Origin of the sequence: Planctomicrobium limosum (assembly GCF_051465645.1) — a bacterium.
Classification (GTDB): Bacteria; Planctomycetota; Planctomycetia; order Planctomycetales; family Planctomycetaceae; genus Planctomicrobium.
The window spans coordinates 863,377-889,475 of the sequence record NZ_CP195790.1 but is presented as its reverse complement, the minus strand read 5'-3'; the positions used below and the strand labels follow the sequence as shown (position 1 = coordinate 889,475).

Below are 26,099 nucleotides of genomic sequence, written 5' to 3'. Positions count from 1 at the left end.
TACGCGGTTTTAAGATTCAAATGTTCGCGGATTCGGACCGCCTGATTCCGGAGGTTACTTCAGATATCTGAACTCGGCTGATCCGTAGAGAGCCTGGATAAAGGAGGCGTAGGCAGTTGTCTCTACACTCACATCTTTCAGTTTCTTCTCTTCGATCGGGGCATCTCCCTGAACGATCTGATCTGGATCAATGACTTCTTGAGCAGCAGCCCCACCGGTCCCTTGTGCCACTTGTACAGGGGCAGCAGATGCAACCTGCTTCTCAGACTTCTTGCCTTGCTCTAAACGATCCGCCAGCTGTTGGAGTTCGTTCGCTGATGTGGTGATGTCAGCGATATACTGCTCGACGCGAGCCGCTTCGACTTCATCAGGGTTCCGACCAAGGACGGCACGATAGGCGGATTGAATCCGTTCCGGCGTCGTGGAATTCGCTTTCAGGATGTTGACCGCAAGGTTCTGTGAAACTTCCCGGACAAAGAAGTCATTCAGCATATACAAAGCCTGAGGCGGAACAGTTGTTTCGTCTCGATGCCCAACGACAAGACCTTGTTCGGCAAAGTCGAAGACATAGAGTGAAGTCGGCACCAACCCGCGAACCAGTGGCAGATAAACGCTTCTGGCGCGGCTGTCGCGTCCCTGTGCTTCCAGCTGTCTGGCTTCTGCTCCGTTGTTACGAAGCTCGACAACTTTCAACTTTGCGGCAGGAGATGCTTCAGGACGCTTATGGTCAATCAGCTTGCTACTGACGAGCATCGCATCGCGAATCTCTTCTGCTGTTAATCGACGCGGCGGGTGACGCCACAACCATCGATTCTGTGGGTCCACAGCCAGTGCCTTTTCATCGGCAGCGGCACTCATTTGATATGATTGAGTCGAAACCAGATCACGAATCAGACTCTTTGTCGACCAGCCTTGATTCACATAGCGAAGTGCCAGGTAGTCCAGCAATTCCGGATGGCTTGGGTGGTCTCCATTGACTCCAAAATTATCAGGTGTTGAAACCAGTCCCGCCCCAAACAAGTGCCCCCAAACCCGATTCACAATCACGCGTGTCGTCAGTGGATTCTGTGGATGAGTCAACCATTTTGCGAACTCCAGTCGACCGCTGCTGTTCTCCGGGATTGCCTGCACATCAGGCAGATTGAAAAGGCTCAAGAATCCGCGCGGGACAACCGGTCCATATTTCTCGGCTTCACCACGGACTCGAATTTCTGCGTCCGCAATTGTCTTTGAATCGCGAACACCAAGAACGACAGGGCCATTGGCGGCAGGATCAGTCAGTGCCGAAAGTTCCTGCTGCAGGCGATTCAATCTCTGGCGGGCAGCCTGACGTTTGTTTCGTCCGTTCGGCAGCTTTTCAAGACCTTCATCGCTCTGTTGCAACCGACGGAATTCCGTCTGAGCATTCTGAAGTCGCTTCTTCAGATCTTTGATTTCTTCAGTCTCGACAGGTTCACTGTCAGATGCTTTTTCCAGTGGAAGCAACATGGATGTGTCGTAGTAATCGAGCCCGCCGCCTCCCATTTTGTTGCGAACGCCAGCACACAAATCGGTGCTCTGGAAAATCCCGACAAGAGCGTAATAGTCCTTGGTTGGGATCGGATCGAACTTGTGATCGTGGCACCGGGCGCAACTGACGGTCAGTCCAAGGACCGCCTGTGAAACTGTGTCAATCTGCTCGTCGATGTTGTCCAGAATGAACCGGTTCTTGAACCGTTGATTCACATCTTTGACTCCCAACGCGAGGAAGCCAGTTGCGGTCAGTTGTTCAATTCGTTCTTCTTCAGACTGATAAGGAAGCAGGTCACCGGCGATCTGTTCCTGAATGAAGTCGTCATATGGCTTGTCTGCATTCACCGCATTGATGACGTAGTCGCGGTACTTCCAGGCATGAGGGTAGGGTAGGTTTCGAGCTGATCCTGTCGATTCCCCATATCGGGCAACATCCAGCCAGTGTCGTCCCCAATGTTCTCCAAAAGCCGGTGAATCCAACAGGCGATCGACGAGCTTGGCGTACGCATCTGCAGAATTGTCAGCGAGGAACTGATCAACTTCTTCTGGTGTCGGGGGAACGCCAGTCAGGTCGAAGGTCACCCGACGAATCAAGGTTTCTTTGCTAGCTGGTTGAGCAGGTTGAAGGTTCTTTGCTTCCAGCTTCGCGAGAATAAAGAGATCGATTTCACTCTTGGCCCAGTCCTGCTGACGAACCGCTGGAATCGTGGACTTCACAACTGGCTGCCATGCCCAGTGATCCTGCAACAGGTCTTTGTATTCGCTGTTCGTATCGTTGTAATCGTGAACAGCAACAGCTTCGACCGGCCAGACAGCTCCGTCTGCAATCCATCGCTCAAGATTGGCAATCTGTTCGTCGGACAATTTGGAATCTGGCGGCATCGCAGGAGCCCCCTGACCATGCTTAACAGCTTTGATCAGCAGACTTTTTCCAGGTTCGCTCGGAACAATCGCCTTGCCTCGGCCCCCCCCGGCCAGAATCCCTCGCTGTTCGTCAACTCGCAATCCACCCCGAGCATTGGTTGACGCGGAATGGCAGGTGTAGCAGTTTTCGACCAGTAGCGGCCGGATCTTCTTCTCGAAGAACTCAACCTTTGCAGCATCCTGCTTGATCTCAGCAGGAGTGGTGACAGGATTATCATCTGCAAGCAAACTCGCTTGAGAGATCAGTGAGCCAAGCCCAATTGCAAGTATAGACCGGTGAAACATAACGACCTCGGGCCGGAAGTTCAGAAGAAACAATTCCTGAAAACTCATTCAGGGCAGATGTGGAGCGGATTCAACAATGTCATTTCGAAGTGACTTCAAGTGAATCAGCGTCTACAACGAACCCTTCTTCGATGCCTTGGAGTGAACACGATCAGCAGGAGTGGTGACGAGCGCGAGTTCCACAACATTGCTTCCATTGACGACTTCCTGAGTCAGTTCAGACTCGACGTTGTAGCGACGAGGAATTTTGAACGACGGTCGCGGGCCGCCAGATCCGGCGTCGTGATCGAAATCGACCCGAATCACGTGAGTGCCTGGCAGGGCTCCCCAACGTTCTCGCGAATACCGCAGTTTGAATGTGCCTTCTTCATCGGTGTAACCAATTGAAGGACGCCCTTTATCAGTTGGCTGAAACTCCACCATGACTCCTTCGAGCGGACTTCCATCCAGCAGCACCTTTCCCACGACGGGAACAATTGCTGGCCCGGAAGAACCGCAGCCCGCGAACAGACCACTTCCAACGAGTAAGCCTGACGCGACGAGTTTCTTGATTGAGGCCGTCTTGAACGTTTGCATTTGACCCTCTCTATGTTGAACTGAACATAAACCCGACTGAGTTGTGATTGATTCTTTACCCAAAAAAAGGGACGTCACTCAGGAAACATTTCGCAGTTGATTTTCGAGCACTTTCATGATTGCTGTGCCCTAGAATTCACCAAGAACATTTCCATCACTCCTCATTCCAAGTTGCTGATAAGTTCCCTTTCGAGTTCGAGGATCGCCGCTTACGACTGGTGTATTGTCAAAGTGAATGTTTTCGCTCAGGAACCGCACACTTCCGTCAACGAACAGGAAGTGAGTTCCACCTGTATGCATACTGTGAAAAGCTCTTGACGCATTATCGCCGGGGAGATTGATAACCCAGTTTGTCAGCCCCTGATTCTGCCGCAATCCGATATCGCCATTGCCTGTATAGTTTCGGGTTCCGATCCAGATTGCGGAAAGGTGATCCCAGCTTCGCTCACCAACAAACACCGTATTGCTTGACCCGTCAGTGACATCTTTCAAGGCAACCTTGCTTGCTGGCCAGAACATCCCGTATGGATCTGTTCGATTCAGTATCCAGTCGTCCGCGTGGACCCATCGAATTCCATGCACTCCGACATAATTTGATGTTGCAACCGCAATGTTTCCGAAGGCCGCATTGGTGAATCCACGCTGATCGTTCAAGTCTGGAGCGATATCAGAAGGGCACCGATGAGCGGTCAGTCGTGCTTGAGTTTCCAGTCGTAAATTTGCATCTAACAGTCTTCGAGTCAGCTCTAACCCGGAGACATCCAGCTTCTGATAGAGGGCAGCCTGATCCATCTGCGGAAGAATGAAAGCAGCCCACCCATACCCAGTTGCACGATTCGCAGTTGTCAAATTGACCCCGACACCAGCATCCTGTGAAAGACTCGACAGGGCATTCCCAGGTGGGAAAGTACTAAATGCGTCGTGGTAGTTATGCAGTGCGATTCCGATCTGCTTCAAGTTGTTTCGACATTGCGTTCGTCGAGCCGCTTCTCGTGCTTGCTGAACAGCAGGCAACAGCAAGGACACCAGAACTGCGATAATCGCGATCACAACCAACAACTCAATTAACGTAAATGCGCGGAGACGCCCTCGTTCATACAGAATCATTACGCCACTCCTCAGGTTCGTAGTGAGCAACTAAAAAATTGTTGCGCCAACGGTCTGAGGCTTCCACGCAATGCAATTAAGCAAAGACGTGCAGATCGGGCATCGGGGAAAAAGCTGAGACACCGCCAGGCACATGGCCCTCAATCAAGAGGAGCCTGTGGCCTGTGCAATGCGAATCAAACCAGAAACGAAGAACTCAATTCAAAACCACCCCTGGCACCTTCGCGACTCCCCAAAAGCAGGAAAAGGTGCCAAGCGATCGTGAGCTAAACACAACAACAAGAAAATTTCAGTGGACCGAGGAGTTTCAGCTGTGTGTTTGGCATTTCAAATCGAATCTCAATGTTCATTTCTGTCCGTCACTCTGGCTGGCTATTGACTACCAAGCCGGTCGTGTAATGTTTATCGGCGAGACGGACGATTTTGTCAAGGTACTTCAGAGGTTTTTTTAGAAAAGGCATCGAACACGAATCTTGGAGGACGGGCGTGGCAAAATCGGCGCTAACGACACCAGACGCACCAAAGCAACGCTCATGACCGACATCGCCCTTATAATCCGTCGTGTTCTCAAGCGATGATGGGGAAGTCAATTGATGGAAAAGCAACCTCGTTTGCAGCATGAGGACTCCAACATCTGAGAGATCCAGACGTTGTAAGTACCCTGAAGGTTGGCAATACCAACTCATTCCTTTACCGTGTCATTGCGGTTTGATGCCCCTCTTTCTCAATGCGGGAGCCAATCAAGAGAGAACTAAGGGAATCACCCCGGTACCGCCTTTTTGTCTGGAGCGTGAGTTCATGTTGTCCATTGTTATTCCGGTGTTGAACGAAGAGGAGAGCCTCCTTGAACTTCATCGCCAGATTAAAACTGTCGCCGGGAAGACTTCGCTCGAATTCGAAGTGATCTTCGTTGACGATGGTTCAACAGATGGATCCTGGAATTGCATTCAGCAATTGGCGAAGGAAAACAACAACGTCTCAGGGATTCGCTTCCGAAGAAATTTCGGAAAAGCAGCCGCTCTGATGGCAGGATTTCGCGCCGTTCAAGGCGACATTGTCATGCAGATGGACGCCGATCTACAGGATGATCCAGCGGAAATTCCACGCTTTCTTGAGAAGCTGATGGACGGCAATGATGTCGTTAACGGCTGGAAAGAACGCCGTCTCGACCCTTGGCACAAGGTCTATCCCAGCAAAGTCTTTAACGCAATGGTCAGTTATTTGACTGGCCTGAAGCTGCATGACCATAACTGCGGGATCAAAATGATGCGGACGGAAGTCACGAAGGAAATCCGTCTTTATGGCGAACTCCATCGTTTCATTCCGGTGCTGGCCAATGCTCGCGGTTTTCGAGTCGCAGAGCAGGGGGTTCACCATCGCCCACGACAGTTTGGCTATTCAAAATACGGCGTTCGACGATTTCTCAGAGGATTTCTCGACCTTCTGACTGTCACTTTTCTCACAACATTCGGCCATCGCCCTCTGCACTTGCTCGGCGGACTTGGTCTGCTGTTTTTCGGCCTCGGTGTTGCAGGACTCAGCTATCTCGGGTTCAGCTGGATCATGATGAATGTCGCCGACGTCTGGACGCAGGCCCCGATCGGCAGTCGACCGATGTTGCAGTATTCGATTGCGTCGCTGCTGCTGGGGACTCAAGTGCTTTCACTGGGCATCCTTGCTGAACTGATCGTCGCCAATACCGGGCGAGATCAGGATAGTTACAGCGTGCGAGAACGAACTCGCGCCTGACGCGATGTGATGAAATTCCCCGTCGGTGGTGATTGTCGATGCAGCGGGATTCACACGGCCTGCAGTTGTTGATTACCATATCGGAATGTCTGCAAACGTCCGCGATCTTCAGGCAATCCGCGACTTTCGAGTGAAACTCATCCGTTTCATTGAGGAAGTTGAAGGAGCGTTGCAAACACTCCACGGGGACATGCGGCGCGGATTCGAATGGATCGGGCAAGAACAACCGCAGTACTGGACAATTCAGCAACGCAAAGCGTACGACCTTGTTGCCGCAACCAGAACAGCTCTGACCTCGTGCCAGTTGCGCACAGTGGCCGGAAACCGCTCCTCATGCATCGAAGAGAAAGCCGCGTTCGAGAAGGCCAAACGTCGCCTACAACACTGCCATGAGCAGTTAGAAGCCATCAAACGCTGGTCCGTGAAGATTCATCACGACGTCGATGAATTCCGTGGTCGCATCGCTGGACTACGGCGACTGCTGGACGTGGATATTCCGCAAGCAATTGCGTTTCTTGAACGCTCAACCACGATTCTCGAAGAGTACGCCGACGCGACACGTCCGAAACCGAACTCTGATTGAGGCAAGCAACGGATAGGCAAGTCGGATCGAGGGTGACAATCATTTCCCCAGCAGCAACACTGAAAACGAGTTTGCTGCTGGATCAAAGACCGGTTTCAGCTGAGCACTCACCTGAATTGTGGATGACGAAGATGCCCTTTACGTTCCTCGTTCTCAATGCAGGTTCATCTTCACTGAAGTATGCAATCTATCAGTACAACGAGACGGCGCCCCCTGAGCGGCTGTTCTCCGGAAATCTGGAGAAGTTGACCTCTTCTTCAGACCACAAAGCCCAGCTGTTTGACATGCTGCTGGATCAGCTTCAAAGCAAAATAGCGCTGGCCGACATTTTGATCGTTGGGCACCGTTTCGTTCATGGCGGTCCAGATTTTTTTGAATCGGTCTGGGTCGATGGCGACGTGATTCGAAAATTAGAGGCGAGCATCCCTCTTGCTCTCAATCATCTGCCAGCCCAGATTGAATTGCTGAAATCCTTCCAAAGCAGTTTCCCGCAGATTCGCCAGTACGCCACGTTTGATACTGCGTTTCATGCGAATCTTCCCGAAGTCGCACGACTACTCCCGATCCCTCGCGCGCTGCAGAGCAGAGAGGTTCGACGCTATGGGTTTCATGGAATTTCATATTCTTATCTGATGACCGAACTCGACCGCGTCGCAGGAAGAGAAGTTGCCGAGGAGCGAACAATCCTTGCTCACCTTGGAAACGGTGCGAGTATGGCTGCGGTTCATCATGGCGTCTGCATTGACACCTCGATGTCGTTTACACCGACGTCAGGGCTGGTGATGGGAACCAGAACAGGCGATATCGACCCAGGGCTCATCCTGTATTTGCAACGGGAACAACATCTGTCAGTCGACCAGTTGGAGACGATCTTAACTCAACAATCAGGAATGCTCGGAATCTCTGAATCAAGTTCCGACATGCGCGAGCTGCAACAACGCCGGGTCACTGATTCGCGTGCAGACGAAGCCATTTCGCTGTTCTGCTATCAGGCAAAGAAGCAGATTGGAGCATACATCGCCGCTTTAGGAGGCCTCAAAACGCTGGTTTTCTCTGGCGGAATTGGAGAACACGCCGCTGCAGTTCGACTGGAAATCTGCCGGGGACTGAATGCACTGGGGATCATCATCGACGAACAGCGAAACGCAGAGCATGCGTCCGTGATTTCAGCAGCTAATTCTCCAGTCGTCGTGAGAGTGATCCTGACAAATGAAGAGTTGATGATCGCTCGAGAACTCGAACATTTGCTGAACCGGTGATTTATTCAATCTCCGGTATTGAGCAGTGAACAGAGATGTTGCCCCAGAAACGAACGAATCCTCAGACAGAATTTCTGCCTGAGGATTCTTCACTTAATCAAGTCTGTTACTTCGCCCGTTTCTTCGCCTTCGCTTCAGCAGCATCGCGGTCCCGTTCTGCTTCGACAGCCTGCTCGTTGGAAGCATTCGCCGCAGCTTCTTCTTCAGCAGTCATCACATTCGATGGCTGACTGCAACCGGTCGTGAACAGGGAGAGAGCAAACACAATCGCAAGTTTCTTGCACAACATGAAATTCTCGTTGTTTTTCTGATCTGTTAAACACTTTTGCCAATCACGCTTCCACCATCCAGGCGGAGACAGGAAGCGTGTACTGCGCGGCCATTTGTTTTACCGAACCGGACTAGAATTGTCCGACAGGCAGACCATCGTTTCGAATCGCCAGACGTCGCATTGTCTGGTTGTCGATATTGAAGTTCAGCATTCGCACTGAGCCATCAGCAAAGCAGAAGAACGTTCCGCCTGAGTGAGACGATCCGAAGAACGGATGCCAGGTTGTGTAACTGACCCCAGCTGAATCTTTAACAGCTTTGATGTCCATTGGCGCCTGCATGTCTGGAATTGGTGGGATTCCATATTCGACAAGAGTTGCACCGCTGCCTGTGACACCAGCTCCCCAACGAATGTGGTCTTCATCCCAGCCAGCGTTACTCCATTTTTCGTTATCGCCCCCGTCAGATCCGTATCGGTCCTGGTTGAGGGCCTTTTCGCCGGTCATGATGGTATTTGATGTTCCGTCCTTGATGTCATCCAGTCGAACATCAAGATTCGATTCTGTCCGAACAACAACACCTTTCCCACCGATTTGGTCCGCTCCACCGCGTTCTCCTGCGTTTCCAACATAGTCTGCACGTGGCCAGTTGTTGTACTTCTGGGCAGAGCGACGGCTTGGGCAATAGAAGACATTCACAATGTTTCCGCCAATGGCATTGGCCATTTTATCGTAGGCAGGCTTATCAACGGACGCGTCGACGTTCTGGTCAGCAAGGTTGTAAATCGTGGATTGTTCCAGGTACGGAAGAATCTGAAACAACCAGCTGAACCCTTTGACGGTGTAAGGGTAAGTATCACTGTGAGTCGTCCCTTTTCCGTTACGACCGCCTGTTGGGAGCTTGCCATAAACGTCATGGAAGTTGTGAAACGCCAGACCAAACTGTTTCATGTTGTTTGCGCACTGTGATCGGCGTGCCGCTTCACGTGCCTGTTGAACTGCAGGGAGAAGCAAGGACACCAGAATTGCAATGATGGCAATGACGACGAGCAACTCAATCAGAGTGAACCCGCGTCGCTTTTGGGAATTTGCCTCACATTGAACATTCCGCTGTTTTCGCATCATTAAAGTTCTCCATCCTTCACGGTAAGTTGAGTGCAACGGCGATGATTTCGACAATCAAAGGCAAGAAAGAAGCCGTCATGCACCTGGAACAATCTCAGCCGCTCAATCGCTTCTGGATGAACACATGAGAACAGATGATTTTAAAAGTTACGTTACCTGAGTGTGAAAAACAGGTTAATCTTGGCTCTTGAAAGCAGAGCAGCCGCATTCAAGGCCATAAATCCCGACTGAGGATCGCGTTTCCAGCAAATTTCCAATCGAAACGAATAAAGCCCCGGTTGCGCTGGCAACCGGGGCTTCGCATTTCTCAGCTTCTTCTCAAGCCTTTTCCAAACTCTTGTCGACAGGATTCTGTTTGGGAGTCCGAAGCCGTTCCTGAGGCGCAAACGCTTGTTTTCGACTATTCAGGAAGCACTTATTCGACATCAAGAGCGTCCATCTATGGAGTTTTATCCAACTTGATGAATGCCATCGCATTGTGATTGTTCATTGGAATAATGAGTTGCTTCTGCTTCGGGTCGTAGGCCATTGATGCAGCACTTGGAATCCCTGAAGCGATGACCTTGGCAGGCTGACCAGGACGAATCTCAGAGACGCTGCCAAATCGAACGCTGCTCACGTATTTCGTCCCATCCTGCAGAATTACCAGACCATCGTTGCCCCCTTCGACTGCATGTTCGGTCTGAAGAAGCTTTCCGGTTTTCGAGTCAAACGTCATGACAGCTTTGTCACCAACGTTGACGACAACCACGTTCCCATTCTGATCGATCGCTACACCGTTCGGGTTGACCAATGGCTGACCATCGACAAAGACAGAAGACTTCCCTTCAGGTGTAATCTTGTAAACTCGACTTTCAGGGCGTGTGTTGGAAACAAAAATCGTCCCATCTTTGGCAACAGCAATTCCGTTCAAGAATGTCGCACCTTCGACAGGGTACTCTTTGCCAGGTTGTCCCGTTTTCAGATCGAACGTCCGCACGACATCAATATCCGCGGCATAAAGAATGCCATTCTGAATTGCACTTCCCAGTGGATGATTGAGAGTCAGCCCGTTTCTGGTCGCGCCGATCCACTTCGTGGTGTGAACACTTCCATCCGGGTTCAGCAGTGAAACGTACCCGTCGTTTGGTTCAAGGTTCTGAGCCACGCCTGCATTCATCACTACGATCAGATCGCGATCAGAATCGTAAACGCAGCTCTCTGCAAAGCGAAAGCTTCCGTAAACCTTCACGTTGTCAGAAATCTTGACGAATTCCCCGGCTTCATTGATTGATCCGAGTGGTTGACCAGCCTGAAATTCCTGCTTCGATTTCGGAGCAGCGTTCTGTGCAACGGCGACATTTCCAACCAGTGCCATCGTACAAAGGGAAGCTACGAGCGAGATCTTCATGAGTATCCTTCACAAACTAAGTTGATATCACAATGTTGTAGAGTGAAAGTGTTCGAGTCGTTCGAGATCGAAGGAATGTCTCGATCTGAAAAGAAACGGAACTAGGGACTCTGGCTTTGCCGAATGAGTTCGATTCCTCGCAAGTCCATCAGCGCCTCCCGAATTGCATTCCCATCAGGGCGGACAACAAGGCGAGCCTCCCCGGCCTCTAGATTCAGCTCACCAATCTTCTTTCGTTGGTATTGACTCCATTTTTCAGTCGAAGTCACTTTTGATTTCAATGTGTTCTTCCCGGCTTCAATGACGAAGTCATTTCCAGCGGAACTCGCCTGACAGGACCAGTCGAGCCAGACGTCATATCGTCCTGGCTTGTCGATCTGCATTGACCATGCAACATAGTCACCAACACGACTCCAGTGACCTACATTCCGGAATTCGTTCTCAAATACGATCCCATCCCCAAATATCTCTGCGTGTGCTGCCGGCAGAGAAAGCTTTCCGGCAACAACCTGAATGACGGCAGGGGAGTTGCCTTCGAATGACTTTGGACCTGATGTCGTCGAGGATGATTTCAGAAACGCGATCAGGTCAGCCATCTTCTGATGATCGATCAGCTTCTCAAAGCCTTCCGGCATCAATGACACACCGCTACTGACAAGTTCATCCAGTTCAGACCGCAACAAGGTCTCCTGCTTCCCCTGTTGACCGGCAAGCGTAATACTGGTCGCCGTTTCAGACTGCAGAAGCCCTGATACTACGCGACCGGATTCCGTCACCGCGTTGTAAGAGACAAAGCGACTGTCGACATTCTTGTTCGGATCGAGAATTTCCTGCATCAGAAACTCTGCCGACTTATCGGATTGAGGCACCAAATCAGGCCCGACTGCATACCCGACATTCCCGAGACGATGGCATGCAGAACAAGCTTCCACAAACACCTCTCGGCCACGGTTTACCTGTCCGGTGAGAATCACGACGGGACGATAGCTCTGAAGCAGAGACTGGCGCGTCCCCTGATGTTCTGTTGCGTAGATCTTCGTCGCTAACGCTCGAATGTCCTGATGAGTCGAAGTCATGAGCGGTTGTCTGCGAGGCAGATCGATGACCGCAGGCGAAACTGTTCCTCCTTCAATGGCATTCAGGAGAGCAAGCTGCCACTCAGGACGCCCTAGAAGAAGATCCAGAATGTGTGACTTCAAAGTCGGAGAGAATGACTTCCATCTCTCAAGCAAACGGGTGGGAACGGAATCAACATTCAGCCTCCCCAACGCCGTCACGGCAGCCATTTGAATAGCCGGTGTCTCTCCAGCATTCAACAAGCCGGACAGGAAATCTAACTCTTCCCGCAATCCGCTGATCTGATAGCCAAAGACCTGAATCACGGCGACACGCTGACCATCTGTCAGTTCCCGATTCTGAACGTCGGCCCGAGCCACATTCGTCATTTCAGAAATTGGCGTTCGAACCGCTGGCTCGAACGTGTCCAATGAAATCTTACGCCGCTGGAGAATCTCGAAGACTTTTGCCAGCGATCTCCATTGCCACGCTGCGTAGCCGTTCTTTCCCCGTTTCGTGACAACAGAAAGAGCAGGGCCGAGATGTTCTGGCGAATGACTGGAAACCGCGATTCCCAGTAACTGGTGAATCAAGTTATTACGCGTCGATGAATCCGCCTTCTGAACAACGGAATTCAGCAGGTCATCAACATTCAAACGACTGACGCTGCTCAATGCGGCTGCTGTCAGGAAGCTATCCGCCTCAGGGTGAAACATCAGCTGCAACAGGGCCTCATTCGACTCTGTCCGTTGGAGCATTCCCAAACTTGAAGCCAGCTGCAATCGAACCAATGGGTCAGTGTCATTGACCAGTTTGAGGACCGCTCCGGCCAGTTCTGTATTCTGCGACAAAAGCGGCTCAGAAACACGAATCGCATGGCGACGAACCCCGGGGTGTTTGTCTTCGAGCACGCTCAAGAGCAGTTCCGCTTTGATCAGCTTCATTCCATCGAGTGTGCAAAGTGCCTGGAGTCGGGTTTCAGGTTGCTTGCCGGATAGAACCAATTTCTCAAGCGCCGGTCCCACATCTGCATGATGATTCCACAGAAGCAACTGCATCGACATGTCTCGTACCCAACCATTGGGTGAGTTCAGACTGTCAACAAGTTCTGCAGTAGAAAGCTGGTCCAAACGTGGCCACGGCCGAGTAGGAGCGTTCTGGGACCGAACCCGATAGATCCGCCCCATGTCATGTCCCGCACGCGGATCAATCTCAGCAAGACTCTCTTCTGGAATCCATCGCGGGTGCTCAATGACAAATCTCGCCATGTCAACGATATACAAGCCGCCGTCTGGCCCGGTCTTCGCCTGCACTGGACGAAACCAGTTGCTTGTCGAAGCAAGAAATTCTCGTTGCTGTTCATCCACTGGACGGTTCCCGCGGAAGCTGGATCTCTCAGGAGTCAGCTTCAAACGGTGCACAACCAGACTGACTGGCTCACATGTAAACGTGTCTCCACGAAAATCAGCTCCTAACAAATCATCTCGATAGATTCCGAGGCCACACGCCGCTGTCGCTCGACCATCTTTTCCTGACAATTTGAACAACTGGAGATTGCTTGTCGCCGGGTAAACTCGACTCGCCTCTGCATCGGCGGGAACGGAGACAAAAGTGGCTGCTGTGGTCACATACGGATTACGCCGAAGAACGTGGTCAGCGAGCGGCAGGTGCCGAAGAAAATTGCTGTTATCGCAGCCAAACCAGTTGTCCCAGTCGTCTCGCACCCGGCCTTGTTGTGTTCGCCCGGTTGCAGGTTCGATGTCTCCTGTTTCCGGATTCATGCGAAAGTCACGGTTCCCCAACTCGACAGGTGGCTTGCCGTTGAAACTGGTAATCGTGCCGCCAAAAAGCCCACACGAGCCATACACCCATCCATCGAGACCATACTCCAGGCTGTTCACTCGTGCCTGAAAGTTCTCTGTTCCAAATCCACTAAACAGTTTACGGACAATGTCTGCCTTGCCATCCTGATTCGTGTCTTCGGCATAAAGGATGTCAGGCGCTGCGCAAATCAGAACCCCCTTCTTCCAGACCGTCACACCGGTAGGAAACGGGATTCCTTCAACGAATACCGTTGACCGATCAAAGACACCCGGTGTCTTTGTTGCTTCGAGAACGCGAACACGTCCACCTGGTTGAAATCGACCATCCAGACCTTGTGGGTAGTCATACATCTCACAGACCCACAATCGACCATCAGGTCCGAAGTCGATTGCGACTGGAGACGTCACCAACGATTCGGCCGCAACAAGATCGACGGTCAGCCCCGGCAACGTCTTTAGTGAAAGGACAGCTTCTTCAGGAGCAGGCGGGCGCGACCCCTGTGTCTTTGTCGAATCGACCTTCGCCTTGAACTTCTCATCTAGTTGCTTGCGAACAGCCTGAACGATTTTTTCTTCGATCCCAACCGCGAACGGAGCTGGTTGATCGTAGTAAATTAATGACCCTTTGCCCTCATATGCGCCCTTGGCAAGAACCGCCTCACTGGGGATATAACAAGGGGCATCGTTTGCATACGAGTTCAACCACAACCGTCGTGCATCAAGATCATGCTTCAGACGCAATGCATACTCAGCCACGACTTCACCGGGAAGGAAGACCATTGCCAGTGATTCCCCGAAGGACCATGTCTGCACCTGATAGCTGATCGACGTCCGTAAGGTCTCACCACGGTCCAGTTTCACCAGTTGAACACGAGCAAAGTACCCTGTTGGATCATTCTTCTTTGCGAGTTCAACAAGCTGCTCTCGCGTCGGGGCAGGGGTCAACGGAAGGTCGATCCGTTCTTCCTGAATCTCAATCGGGCCAGTGACAGGACGCATCTTGACTGACAGCAATTTGTCGACCGCTGTTGCGATTTCCAATCCTTGTTGAGAAGCGACTTCCCACTTGCTTCCAGTCACTCCGGAAGTCGGGTTTGAATCCGCTCCACATCCCACTGAGACAAGTGTGATTGCCTCAGGATGCAGTCTCGCCAAATGATCCGCCGCGTATCCCGCCCAGTCCCCGCTGATCAGTGTGTCGGAGAGTGTCACACAGTGGCAGGCATAGTTCACATACAACGCACGCAGTTTTCCTTCCAGATCATGAACGGCCAACACTGGCAAATCATGGTCAACCGGCCCGTTCTCGATACGTCGGTTCTTTGCGAACGATGCTCGACTGATTCCAAACGAGAGCGTTGCAGGGCGACGATCGTTTAATGCAGCGATAACAACGGCTTCCAGCTGCTCCTGAAAGAACGTGGTGTACCGGTCAATATTCGCCTGAGCCTCTGCTGGAATTGCTTCCCCGAAGATGTTCGGAGCGACTCCGTTTATGAATGGCGCGGAATGGGAATGCGTCGCCGTAATTGAGAGACGAAGTGGGTCCAGACCGACTTTTCGTTTCAGGTTCTCCGCGACCCGTCGAGTCATCTGCTCTGGAATTCCAAGCAGTTCAGTCGTGACGATGACCGCCGGCGATTCAGAGTCGCTTCCGAAAGCAATCGCTCCGACATAAATGGGAAGTCTTACACCGGTTGATTCACTCTTGCGAACAAGAAAACCATTCAAACGCACCGGATAGTCCGGAGTCACATCGATCTGCGCGACCCCGACCTGAAGAACTTTCGGTGCCTCGCCTGCAAGTGACGATCCGGCGAAGCTCGCACAGATGATCAGTCCCCAAACGATTCTCCATACGCTTCGCCGCAGTCCACCAGAAGCAGAGTAATACATAGGAAGCCGGTCCCATTGCGGAAATGATTCAACCGCTCATCAATCCGAGGTTCTGAGCGTCGCATCTTACTGGATTGTCACTCCTTTTGAGAGTACCAGTAAGAGGAAATTGAGACGTCATCGAAGCCTGTTCACGTGCTCTGAACCGAAGTGGACTAACTCAGGATGTCGTGAATGACATGACCATGAACGTCAGTCAGCCGCATTTCCCGCGAGCTGAAACGAAACGTGATTTTTGTGTGATCCAATCCAAGCAGATGCAGCATTGTTGCGTGCAGATCATGAATTTCGAGCTTGTTTTCAATGGCCTTATAGCCCCAGTCATCTGTCTGTCCGAAGCTCATTCCCTTGCGGATGCCCCCTCCAGCCATCCACATGGAAAACCCAAACGGGTTGTGGTCTCGTCCGTCTCCCCCCTGAGCAAATGGAGTCCTTCCGAACTCACCGGTCCAGACAACAAGCGTTTCATCAAAGAGACCACGCTGTTTAAGGTCAGTGAGCAAAGCGGCAATCGGTTGATCAACAGAAACCGCATTCTTCTTATGGCCGTCCTGCAGATTGCTATGCTGGTCCCAGCGGTCCCCATTCCCAGAAGGACAGGTCAACTCAATGAACCGGACTCCTTGTTCCACCAGCCGTCGCGCAAGCAGACACTGTCTTGCATAGACCTTGGTCCCATTCCACTCCGCATTCATTCCATACATTTCTTGGGTCGCGGCTGACTCACTGGATAAATCAACCAGTGCTGGCACCGTCGATTGCATTCGAAATGCCAGTTCCTGATTCGCAATTGCTGCTTCAATTGAATCGACTCGGCCAACCCGTTGCAGCGTGTGCTCATCGAGCTGCTGAAGAAATGCCAGCTTCTGCTTCTGGAGGAGTGGCTTTGCTTCCGTTGGAAGAATATTCGCAATCGGATTCGCTCCGGATTGCAGAACTGAACCTTGAAACGATGCCGGAAGGAACCCCGAATTGAAGTTATCGAGTCCGCCCGGCGGGATCAGTCCGCCATTCAAAACAATGAACCCCGGCAAATTCTGGGATTCGCTTCCGAGTCCATACCCAATCCACGCTCCCATACTCGGACGCCCTTGCAGACCTGACCCGGTGTGCAGAAAGTAATTCGCCGAAGTATGTTCCGGGAAAGCCGATGTCATGGATTTGATGACGCAAAGATCATCGGCGTGCTTCGCAATCTGTGGAAAAAGACTGCTGATCCAGTGTCCGGAATCGCCATGTCGCTGAAACTCCCAGGGGGATTTCAAGACTTTCCCGATGTTGTTGAACTGAGTCGGTTCGAGTTTCCCGATCGCCTTGCGAGGGTCTTCTCCATTGTGCTTCTCAAGCAACGGCTTGTAATCAAACGTGTCGATCTGCGAAGGACCACCATCCATATAAAGGAAGACGATGCTTTTCACGCGTGGAGGAAAATGGGTTTCCTTGGGAGCCAACGGATTCAATGACTTCGCAAACCCCGATTCAGCGAGGAGCGCTGTTGCAGCAACTGCTCCGAAGCCACCTGCACAGCGTGCAAGCAACTGACGCCGGTTCATGGCGGGGAACCCATCCGCGAATGGTGTGATGTTCATATTCCCTCTCTGATCTACTGGCGGTTTGCTTGCTGCTCAAGCCCGTGCGAACGGATCGGCTATTCGATGAAAAGAAACTCTTTTCGATTGAACATCATATGGCAAAGATCACTCCACACTTGAATGTCAGACTGATCCGTTCCGTATGCATCCGACTGAGCTTTCAGGAACTCCTTGGCCGCCTGACGCTCGATGTCGCCAGGCTCCCGTGAATAGGCCCTTAAGAAGATCATATTCAGTCGTTCGTCAACATCGTCGGTCGCCGCTGTTACGGTTTGGGCCCAGAGTTTTGCCTGTTCAACAACAAATGGGTCATTCATCATCGCCAAAGACTGTGCGGGAATATTGGATGTCGCACGTCTCCCCATACAACTGAAAGGGCTGGGCATATCGAACGTCAGTAAAAATGGATTGAGAAAGTTCCGACGTACTTCAAGATAGACCGTGCGTCGTCCTGCACCGTCTAATGGGCCATTGCCTTGTGGACGTCCGCGTCCCTGCATGAATTGCGTATAATGCTGTGGAACGCTCGGGCCATACATGGTCACATCGAGCCTTCCAGACGTCTGCAGAATTGCGTCACGCAGAGACTCCGCTGATAGCTTTCGAATCGACATCCGATGAAGAAGAATATTCTCAGGATCCCGTTCATCGGCCGTCGGATCACCGCCATAACTTGCCATTCGGTAAGTCCGTGACAGAACAATTTGACGGATCGATTTCTTGATTGAATAGCCATTTACTGCATGATCCCGAGCGAGCCAATCAAGCAATTCAGGATGAGATGGTGCCTGGCCCATCACCCCGAAGTCATCCACGCTCGCGACAAGTCCTCTTCCAAATAGATGATGCCAAAGCCGATTGGCAATGATTCTGGACAGGAACGGGTTATTCGCATTGGTTAGTTGTTCAGCCAATTGCCGACGGCCACTTCCATCGAGGATGACGGGTTGATCCTCTCCCGAAATTGCGGTGAGAAACCGTCGTGCGACATCATCTCCAAACTTTGAGTCGCTGCCTCGAATATGTACTGGTTCGTCAACAGGGCTTCCATCAACCATTGCCATAACAGCTTGGGGAGAAGGGATCGACGTCGCAGTCTGTCGCAATTGCTCGTGCTCTGATCGAAAAGAATCTATCCCTGCGATCAACTGATGCTTCAGTAACCAATTGAGAATCTGAATGGATTCCGATGACTGATTCTTACGACCGGCGTCTGCAAGCAAGCCTGTCCATTTCTCAGCACAGTCCGCCACGAGCGCCTGCTGTGAATTCAACTCAGAACTTTGAATCAATTCCTGACTGAACCGGGATGTCGGCAGAGTTGGCGGCCCTTCAGATGACAGCCAGACCGAATCGATTTCCACCCATCCGTCACCATGGTCGCTGATTTCAAGATAAGCTCGTCGACCACGATGATTCCCAATATCTCCAGCCTGAGAAATCCACTTCCATTCTCCTTGAGTGTCAACGTTAATCTTACGTGTGTCCCCAAAGAGCAACCCTGTGAACTGGTCCATGAAATAGTTTTCGATCACGAGACGGACCGACACATTCTTGCCTCGCATCCGTGTGTGGACTCGCGAGTGTGTTAACGTAAAGACCGGCGAGCGAATCGTCCCGTGAAGCTTAGGCGACAGTGCTCCGCTGCTCCGAACTCCCGACACTTCAAACTGCATCTCAGACGCCGCGAGATTCAGCGAAAGCCCGGCATCCTGCTTCAAAGCAAATGCTGGACCGCTGGTTTTCCAATCGCGATCACCTGCAGTTGTAAAGTCGCCAATCAGGAGCGACGTCTGTCGACTCGCGTCCACCTGCTTCTGTCTTTCAAGGTCTGCTTTCTGAAGTTGCTGACGTGCCATCTCATAATTAGACGACGCCAGTAAAAACTTCACTGCATACAGAGGATGAGAAGGGGATTTCAGTTCTTCGTCTTGAAATGCTGTAACCCATTGCTGCAATTTCTTTGCATCGAGTCGTTGCTTTTCAGCGGTCGAAAGCACGATCACTTGAACCGCGTCGCCAGAGAGATTCTGCGAAAGGATCTCTGCAGTTGCCGACAAATACTGCTTGAATACGGTCACTTCCGCTTCGGATTCTTGCTGAAGCGACTGCTGTAAACGTGACAGTAAGGCCGAACACTTCGCTTCCAGATCCACAGTCGCTTTCGCAATTTTTTCGTGTGGATCCTGCCAGAACTGATCTCGATGCGAGCTATTCAGGATTCCATACAGGGCGTAATAATCTTCTTTTGAAATCGCATCGAACTTGTGATCGTGACACCGGTCGCAAGCAACAGAGAGCCCCAGAAAGGCCCGACTGAAGACGTCGATCTGATTTTCAACCCGAGTCGACAGATCACTGCGGACATCAGTGGGCGAATGCACCGCCTCGCCGAGAAACCAAAAGCCAGTCGCGATGACTGATTCATTCGTCTGGTCATCGGGATTCAGCCGCGAATTTTCAAGCAGGTCGCCTGCAACGTGTTCTCGCAACATCTGATCATAAGGAACATCGGTGTTGAACGCCCGAATCAGATAGTCACGATAGTGCGACGCACCATGAATTGGATAATCAAACTCATTACCGTACGTCTCCGCGTAACGGACGAGATCCATCCAGTGTCTGGCCCATTTTTCCCCATATCGCGGGGAGGCCAATAGCGCATCCACCACTTTACTTTCAGCCTCTGCTGACGTGTCATCGAGGAACGCAGTCAAAGCCTCAGGCAACGGAGGTAAACCGATCAGATCGAAATAAACTCGACGAAGCCAGATTTCTTTCGCAGCAGGCGGGGCCGGCGTCAGTCCCTCAGTTTCGAGCCTTGCCAGGATAAATTGGTCGATCGGATTCGCAGGCCAACTGGTGTTCTTCACAGCAGGCGGCGTGACATTTTTGACTGGTTGCCATGACCAATGTTCAGCTTTACGACGCTTCCAGTCGAACTCCCCAGTCGGGAGAGAAGTCTTGTCTGTTTCTTTCGGCCAGAACGCTCCATCCTGGACCCAATCCTCAAGTATCTGAATCTCCGCCGCTGGCAACTTTCCGCGAGGAGGCATCTCGTAGGTCTCGTATCGAATCGCCTGAATCAATGGGCTGGCATCGGGATTGCCTGCGATAACACTCGCACCGGAGCCACCCCCTTTCATAAGTCCGGCACTGCTGTCGAGATAGAGATCTCCCTCCAGCCGCTTTGCTTTTTCACTGTGACAATCAAAGCAATACTTCACCAGCAGTGGACGAATCTGCTTCTCGAAGTGAACTGTTTTCTCAGCGTCATCGGCAACTGCGATCGATCTCCCCGATGCGGAGAAGATTGCTAAGGCAATTGCCAATAGTGTCTTCGCATTGAAACGCATTCGACGGTCCGTTCCACCCTGACAGCAAAGGGAAGAGGCCAATTACGAAGTGCATACGAGATTGGCACATGTCATCGTGCTTGCAATCGTGCTCATTATAGCCGGGATTGATACTGCATCGAAACTCACAATCATCTCTCTGATCTGCCAGTCATCATCAGAAACGTTATCAGATCGTCCCTTCCCCCGAATGCAGTCTGCATCCATCAGGGGAAGAAGACAATCATCTGCACGATCTAGTGCTTCACTGGTTCCGTTTGAAGATAAGCCAACAAGTCATGGACTTCTTCGACAGTGAACGTATTCAAGAGCCCCTGAGGCATTGGAGATGTCGGCGAGATCATCGATTCAAGAATCTGTGCCCGAGGGATCGTAACAGACCTTCCTGAAAGCGAGTCAATCTCGACACCGATCACATCACGGCTCACCGCAGTTGTTCGACCGGAGATAACCTGTCCATTCTCCATGACGTAGCTTGAATTATTGTACTTTGGGTCAATCTCTTTTGATGGTTCGATGATCGATTCCAACAAAGTACGACGATTCATTCGCTTGCCGACAGCGCTCAAGTCCGGACCAAACAAGCCCCCCCGATCGCCGTGATGATGGCAACGCAGACAAAGTGCCGCGGCGACGTTCTTTCGGCCTTCTTCGCGAACGGGAACACGGTCCTTGATGGCTTCAAGTTCCTGATCGAGTTCATCAACAGTCCAGTTTCTGACAAACGGACGCGCTGTCTGAACGAATGCTTCTTCGGTCTCCGGAGGAGCCTGCTGAAGCTGTTCAAGTTTCGCCTGAAAATGCTTTCGTTCCTCAAGATTCAACGTACTCTCGAAGTCTTCTCGCATCCCTTGCAGATTCGCTTTCGCAAGTTTTCCGCCCGGCAAGGTTTTGTTTTTCAGCAACCATTCCAAGACGATTTCCCGGGTCTCCGGTGTCCACCCGTCCTGTGCTCGCAGCAAAGTTTTCACAAGCTGAATTTGTTCTTCCTGAGTCTCTGCGACAGCGAGTGCCGCAGTCACTTCATTCACACAGGTTGGTGTTTTCATGGCGACCAGAAGTTCGGATCGCAACCATGTAATTGATGCACGATCATGGGCCGGGAGTTGGGTCAATCGACGCCCAAGAATATAGCGATCAGATTCCCCGATCGATCCATGTCGAATCATGGTGAGCTGCAAAGTTCGCAATGCCCATAACAGCTCTTCTGAATTCGCTTCTGCCAGATTCCACTCTTTCAACCCTTTGAGAACGATCTTCTGATCGACAGGTTCTCCCACTCGGGCAATCGCCATCAATGCGGTATGCCTTGCCGTTGAATCAGGTGAGGTCGCAACCAGCTTTCGCCAGTCCTCAAGAGGCTGGTTCTCCAGTGCGACTCTGGCGGCAAATCGAATCCAGACATCGTCACTTCCCAATTGCTCCCAGATGAACGGAATCAGGCTCGCGTCCTGTTTCACATGGAGAGCTTCAAGCTGGTGACGAATCTTTCGTGCAGCTGCGGCATCTGCTGTCTTCTTCGGAGCTTCTGGTTCGTTCTTGGCCTGATAACCGGGAACTGCTGTGATGCGATAGAGCCCTGACTGAGATCCACGTCCTCCAGTAATAAAATAAAGTGCCCCATCTGGACCAAACTGAAGGTCACAAATGTTTAAGGGACTTCCTTCCGCAAAAACTTCAGATTTCCCCTGATAGCTTGCCCCTTTTTCATCAAGGTCGATCAACAGTAAGCGACCATTCTGCCAATCTGCAGCATACAGGGCCTGTCGATAGCGTTCTGGCCATTTGCTGTCCGTCCCAAATGTAATCCCGGTCGGGGAACCGAGTCCCGTATCGATCGTGGTGGGCAGGCTGTCTGGATACCAGACTGGCCATTTTCCTGAGCCCTGTCGCCAGCCAAACTCTCCGCCTGAAACGACATGGTTAACTCGGGTCGGGCGATACCAAGGCATGCCAACGTCCCACTCCATATCGGCATCCCACGTAAACAGTTCGCCGTCCGGATTGAATGCGGCGTCCACCTGATTTCTCAAGCCCCCACAAATGATCGTGCGGGTTCCGCCATCTGCATCCAGTTTCAGGAGATAGCCCACCCGAGGGTCAAAGTCACCATCGCGAGGATTCGGCAACAACCAATCTGCCTGATAGTTTTTGTAAGGAGACTTCGGGTCGGCCTCAGCTGGAAATTGGACGTCGTTTCCGATTACGGCGTAAATCATGCCGTCTGGACCGACTGTCATCTGGTTGGCCCCGTGCCCGTATCGGCTGTTGTAGACCAATGGGCAAATCAGCTTGATATCTTCATAGACACCGTCACCATCGGCGTCTTTGAGGCGATAGATTCCCTGTCCATTTGTCTCGCAAACGTAAAGCGAATTATGGGCGTAGAGGACGCCTCGACAGTGTTTCAAGTTCTCTGTGCCAGACAGTTTTTCCAGCTTCGCCTCTTCAGATCCGCTTCCTAAAGTCAGCCGCAGTAAGCCAGCGCGATCTTCTGAGAGAATGATTCGCCCTTTGTCGTCGAACGTCATGCTGATCCACGAGCCCTCTTCAGGCTGTGCCGACCGCAAAAGTTCGATCTTGAAGCCCTCTTTCACTCGAATCGACGAAACCGGGGTTGCCTGCCGTTCGGCTGCATGGAGACTTCCTGAGATCAGTGAAAGCGCGAGCAGAGATAAATAGACGTTAACACGCATCAGCTTGAACCTGCGGCTTGGGGTGAGACGTCATTCGGTCGGTGAGAGTGCTCATCATGACGAGATCCTCCACTGAAGTCGAATCCATCAGCCATTACTATTTCAAAATTTTCAGATGTATTATCGTCCGCAGTGGCCATGAGTTGCGCAGTTTTCACAATAACCGCAAGCATCGCGCAAACAAGCGAGCGAGGAAAATGAACCTGCCGAATCGAATCAGTGTCGGACTCGATCAACCGACGCTACGATCTGCGAACCGTGAACGTGGCTTGCAGAGATCGGTCGGCCACACTTCGTTTCGCCAATACTTTTAGGATGCAGACTCACCAGAGAGTCGACACAGTGGCCATATGGCTGAGTCCAGTATCGAGCCGTCAGGCTCAGAATCGCAGAAGAGAAGAGCACTCATTTTTCTGCTGCTAGGCGGAGCATCAATCAGTTGCTCCCCTATTCTTGTCCGGGCATCAGAGCTTGGGCCGATCACATCCGCATTCTGGCGGGTTGCATTCGCGTTGATTCCGCTCCTCATCGCATGTCGGCAACGGAGTCGTTCCAATAAGAACGCAAGCGAACTTGGCACCCTCAGAAAATTTCTTTATGCCGGGCTCCCGGGATTCTTGCTGGCCGGAGACCTCGCCGCCTGGCATCTCTCTTTGCACATGACGTCCGTTGCCAATGCAACGCTGCTCGTCAACACCTCGCCCATCTTTGTCGCTCTCGCCAGCTGGCTCTTTCTTCGACAGCCCATCAGTCGAAATATTGTGACCGGACTGGTGCTGGCCATTCTGGGAGTGGTTGTTCTGAAAGGAGGCGTTCCTTCCTTCAGCAAAGGAGAAATGGCAGGCGATGCAGTTGCCCTGACCGCAGCACTCTTCCTCTCTGGCTACATGATCGTGATGACCAGAGTGAGAGCAGATTACTCCACACTTGCCGTCATGACTGCCAGTACAGTGACAACATCTCTGGTGCTACTTCCACTTGCGTTGATCTTTGAAGAGCAATTCCTCCCGACATCGGCCAGCGGATGGCTTATCGTCGCTGCGATGGGCTGGATCTGCCACGTCCTCGGGCAAGGGCTGATCGCTTATTCGCTCGCCTGGCTCCCGGCTGCATTTTCGACTTTAACACTTCTCATCCAACCTGTGCTTGCTGCCGGGCTCGCATGGGTCCTGTTGAACGAGCCTGTCGGTCCGCTGCAGATTGTCGGTGGTTTCCTCGTTTTGACAGGAATTCTCCTCGCTCGTCGATCTTGAAAGTGGATTGATCAAGTCGATTCTATAAACAAAAGCACCGCATACTCAGTTGAGCATGCGGTGCTTTCGTCGTATTGTCAGACGAGTCCCGGAAGACTCGATGTTCTATCGAATTTCGTCGCTAGCAGGTGCCATCCCGATTTGAGCAGCATCGGCGGGAAGACGCAGGACGCTTCCAAGTCGAAGAGTCTTTCCGTCCGGGATCTGATCTTTGTTCATTCCAAAAATCTGAACCCAGCGTGTCGAACGTCCCAGATGCTTCTCTGCGATGTTGCTTAAAGTGTCACCTTCTCCAATTCGGTAGCAAGGTTGTCCTTGCTCATTGATGAAGAAACCAGCAGGTTGATTCAATGATGGATCGCGAGGGCCGCCTCCGGTCAAAGATGGATATGTCTGATGGAGCGTTTCCATTGGCGGAACGAGGACGTACATCCCCGGCTTCAATTTCGCAGGGTCTGGAATCCGGTGCTTGTTGTATTCTGCAAGTGCTGAAAAGAAGCGAGCCGACCCATAGAACCGACGAGAAACCGTCCAGTAATTGTCGCCTGATTGAACCTGATAGACATCATCATCGGCTGCATCCCCAGCGACTTTAGACAGAGCGGTGACGCTAGGAGCGGCAACCGGCTTCTGGATCGGAGCTGCGGAACGAACAGGTTGATCAAACTGCATCTTCACAGGTTGAGCTGGTCGCAATGGAGCAGCCTTTGGAATCGGCTGTGTTTCCTCCAGAGTCATAAACGGCTGTTCCTGAGTTGATCGGGGAGCTGGAACGACTCCACCAGTCGCATTCGGCAACGCAGGAATTCCCGGTTGCTGCGGAGGAACTGCAGGAAGTTCTTGCGGAACGTTCATTGGAAGACCAGACGGTGGCAACAGACCAGCTGGTTCCAATGGTGGCAACCCTGAGCTCGCAGGAGCAGACTCCATCGCTGGGATTTCATTGCTCAATGAGGCATTGTCAACAGGAGGCAGCCCGCCCAGATCGAATCCTTCCACCTGTTGAACAGGCAATCGTGGACGACGCTCTGGAGCCTGTTGAGGAGATGTAGATGGCAACCCTGTATTCTCAAAAAGTCCTTGAGCCTCGCCACCAGCCTGCATCACAGTCTGTCGCTGTCTGGCCGGACGCTGTTCTGTCATGGCCCCAGAGGATTGGAACTCTCCGCCGAACGGATCTTGCGATTCCGATTGCTCAGGAACAGCTTGAGTTGCGTTTGCCTGAACGACTCCCGAAACATTCTGCTGCTGGCGAGCACGTGGTTGAAGACGTGACGATTCCGCTGCTGGAAGAAACCCTGGCTCTGAAGTTTCACCAAATGAACCTGAACGCTCTGCTGCAGGACTCCGTCGGGCTCCGGCATCTGCTAAACGTGACTCGCGCGATGAAGCAGGTTGTGTACTCGACCACAACGGAGGAACAGTGCTTGAACTTGCTTCCTCAGCAGGAGCGTTTGGGCTCTGCCCCAGAACAACATCGTCCTTCAGGGTGAACTGCTTCCAGTTTGCCCAAGGACTCGCTGTTTGAGTCTCTGCGTACTTGGTGTAAAGAACAATTCCCAGACCGCAGATCAGCCCGGAGAGCACCATGATGCCCACCTTGGTTGACCGGGAGGTTTCCGGATTGGATTCAAACATGACAGGGCTG

Annotated in this window: 15 protein-coding genes; 4 read left to right on the top strand and 11 right to left on the bottom strand. The window is 51.9% G+C overall.

Annotated elements, in window-relative coordinates:
• Positions 1-54: 54 nt before the first annotated feature.
• The 3 genes from SH527x_RS03225 to SH527x_RS03215 all read right to left on the bottom strand — a co-directional run bounded on the left by SH527x_RS03225 (position 55) and on the right by SH527x_RS03215 (position 4,404).
• Entirely contained in the window at positions 55-2,721 is a 2,667-nt protein-coding gene (locus tag SH527x_RS03225; RefSeq protein ID WP_437193219.1) for a DUF1549 domain-containing protein, read from the bottom strand.
• A 111-nt stretch (positions 2,722-2,832) separates the two neighbouring features.
• Positions 2,833-3,297, bottom strand: a complete 465-nt coding sequence (locus SH527x_RS03220; protein ID WP_437193218.1) for a carboxypeptidase regulatory-like domain-containing protein — start codon at positions 3,295-3,297, stop codon at positions 2,833-2,835.
• A 129-nt stretch (positions 3,298-3,426) separates the two neighbouring features.
• The gene (locus SH527x_RS03215) at positions 3,427-4,404 is read right to left on the bottom strand and encodes a DUF1559 family PulG-like putative transporter (RefSeq protein WP_437193217.1); all 978 of its coding nucleotides are present in this window, start codon (positions 4,402-4,404) and stop codon (positions 3,427-3,429) included.
• Between the two features lie 798 nt (positions 4,405-5,202).
• Between SH527x_RS03215 and SH527x_RS03210 the strand changes: the two genes are divergently transcribed.
• The 3 genes from SH527x_RS03210 (at position 5,203) to SH527x_RS03200 (ending at position 7,995) form a co-directional block, all read left to right on the top strand.
• Entirely contained in the window at positions 5,203-6,153 is a 951-nt protein-coding gene (locus SH527x_RS03210; protein WP_437193216.1) for a glycosyltransferase family 2 protein, read from the top strand.
• A gap of 25 nt (positions 6,154-6,178) precedes the next feature.
• Complete coding sequence (locus tag SH527x_RS03205; RefSeq protein WP_437193215.1) at positions 6,179-6,736, top strand: hypothetical protein; 558 nt, start codon at positions 6,179-6,181, stop codon at positions 6,734-6,736.
• A 122-nt stretch (positions 6,737-6,858) separates the two neighbouring features.
• Complete coding sequence (locus tag SH527x_RS03200) at positions 6,859-7,995, top strand: acetate/propionate family kinase (RefSeq protein WP_437193214.1); 1,137 nt, start codon at positions 6,859-6,861, stop codon at positions 7,993-7,995.
• Between the two features lie 106 nt (positions 7,996-8,101).
• Here the strand turns inward: SH527x_RS03200 and SH527x_RS03195 are convergent, their stop codons facing one another.
• The 7 genes from SH527x_RS03195 to SH527x_RS03165 all read right to left on the bottom strand — a co-directional run bounded on the left by SH527x_RS03195 (position 8,102) and on the right by SH527x_RS03165 (position 23,198).
• Positions 8,102-8,284 (bottom strand): hypothetical protein, encoded by a 183-nt coding sequence (locus SH527x_RS03195; protein WP_437193213.1) that lies wholly within the window; start codon positions 8,282-8,284, stop codon positions 8,102-8,104.
• A gap of 112 nt (positions 8,285-8,396) precedes the next feature.
• On the bottom strand, positions 8,397-9,389 hold the full coding sequence (locus SH527x_RS03190; RefSeq protein ID WP_437193212.1) for a DUF1559 family PulG-like putative transporter: 993 nt from the start codon (positions 9,387-9,389) through the stop codon (positions 8,397-8,399).
• 439 nt (positions 9,390-9,828) lie between these two features.
• Positions 9,829-10,779 carry an SMP-30/gluconolactonase/LRE family protein gene (locus SH527x_RS03185; protein ID WP_437193211.1) on the bottom strand — a complete coding sequence of 317 codons (951 nt, stop codon included), beginning with the start codon at positions 10,777-10,779 and terminating at the stop codon, positions 9,829-9,831.
• 101 nt (positions 10,780-10,880) lie between these two features.
• A complete protein-coding gene (locus SH527x_RS03180) occupies positions 10,881-15,554 on the bottom strand; it encodes a neutral/alkaline non-lysosomal ceramidase N-terminal domain-containing protein (RefSeq protein ID WP_437193210.1) in 4,674 nt (1,557 codons plus the stop codon).
• A 155-nt stretch (positions 15,555-15,709) separates the two neighbouring features.
• Entirely contained in the window at positions 15,710-17,143 is a 1,434-nt protein-coding gene (locus tag SH527x_RS03175; protein ID WP_437193209.1) for a DUF1501 domain-containing protein, read from the bottom strand.
• Between the two features lie 59 nt (positions 17,144-17,202).
• Complete coding sequence (locus SH527x_RS03170) at positions 17,203-20,502, bottom strand: PSD1 and planctomycete cytochrome C domain-containing protein (RefSeq protein ID WP_437193208.1); 3,300 nt, start codon at positions 20,500-20,502, stop codon at positions 17,203-17,205.
• A 236-nt stretch (positions 20,503-20,738) separates the two neighbouring features.
• On the bottom strand, positions 20,739-23,198 hold the full coding sequence (locus SH527x_RS03165) for a hypothetical protein (protein ID WP_437193207.1): 2,460 nt from the start codon (positions 23,196-23,198) through the stop codon (positions 20,739-20,741).
• A gap of 350 nt (positions 23,199-23,548) precedes the next feature.
• On the opposite strand from SH527x_RS03165, the gene SH527x_RS03160 reads away from it, so the two are divergent.
• Positions 23,549-24,451: a DMT family transporter gene (locus SH527x_RS03160; protein ID WP_437193206.1), complete on the top strand. Its 903-nt coding sequence runs from the start codon at positions 23,549-23,551 to the stop codon at positions 24,449-24,451.
• Between the two features lie 105 nt (positions 24,452-24,556).
• Here SH527x_RS03160 and SH527x_RS03155 read toward each other — a convergent pair whose 3' ends face one another.
• Complete coding sequence (locus SH527x_RS03155) at positions 24,557-26,089, bottom strand: LysM peptidoglycan-binding domain-containing protein (protein ID WP_437193205.1); 1,533 nt, start codon at positions 26,087-26,089, stop codon at positions 24,557-24,559.
• Between the last annotated feature and the right edge of the window lie 10 nt (positions 26,090-26,099).

Excerpts from the sequence above, each read along its gene's own strand:
- SH527x_RS03225 (WP_437193219.1), bottom strand. The coding sequence starts at position 2,721 with ATGTTTCACCGGTCTATACTTGCAATTGGGCTTGGCTCACTGATCTCT.
- SH527x_RS03220 (WP_437193218.1), bottom strand. The coding sequence starts at position 3,297 with ATGCAAACGTTCAAGACGGCCTCAATCAAGAAACTCGTCGCGTCAGGC.
- SH527x_RS03215 (WP_437193217.1), bottom strand. The coding sequence starts at position 4,404 with ATGATTCTGTATGAACGAGGGCGTCTCCGCGCATTTACGTTAATTGAG.
- SH527x_RS03210 (WP_437193216.1), top strand. The coding sequence starts at position 5,203 with ATGTTGTCCATTGTTATTCCGGTGTTGAACGAAGAGGAGAGCCTCCTT.
- SH527x_RS03200 (WP_437193214.1), top strand. The coding sequence starts at position 6,859 with ATGACGAAGATGCCCTTTACGTTCCTCGTTCTCAATGCAGGTTCATCT.
- SH527x_RS03195 (WP_437193213.1), bottom strand. The coding sequence starts at position 8,284 with ATGTTGTGCAAGAAACTTGCGATTGTGTTTGCTCTCTCCCTGTTCACG.
- SH527x_RS03190 (WP_437193212.1), bottom strand. The coding sequence starts at position 9,389 with ATGATGCGAAAACAGCGGAATGTTCAATGTGAGGCAAATTCCCAAAAG.
- SH527x_RS03185 (WP_437193211.1), bottom strand. The coding sequence starts at position 10,779 with ATGAAGATCTCGCTCGTAGCTTCCCTTTGTACGATGGCACTGGTTGGA.
- SH527x_RS03180 (WP_437193210.1), bottom strand. The coding sequence starts at position 15,554 with ATGTATTACTCTGCTTCTGGTGGACTGCGGCGAAGCGTATGGAGAATC.
- SH527x_RS03175 (WP_437193209.1), bottom strand. The coding sequence starts at position 17,143 with ATGAACATCACACCATTCGCGGATGGGTTCCCCGCCATGAACCGGCGT.
- SH527x_RS03170 (WP_437193208.1), bottom strand. The coding sequence starts at position 20,502 with ATGCGTTTCAATGCGAAGACACTATTGGCAATTGCCTTAGCAATCTTC.
- SH527x_RS03165 (WP_437193207.1), bottom strand. The coding sequence starts at position 23,198 with ATGCGTGTTAACGTCTATTTATCTCTGCTCGCGCTTTCACTGATCTCA.
- SH527x_RS03160 (WP_437193206.1), top strand. The coding sequence starts at position 23,549 with ATGGCTGAGTCCAGTATCGAGCCGTCAGGCTCAGAATCGCAGAAGAGA.
- SH527x_RS03155 (WP_437193205.1), bottom strand. The coding sequence starts at position 26,089 with ATGTTTGAATCCAATCCGGAAACCTCCCGGTCAACCAAGGTGGGCATC.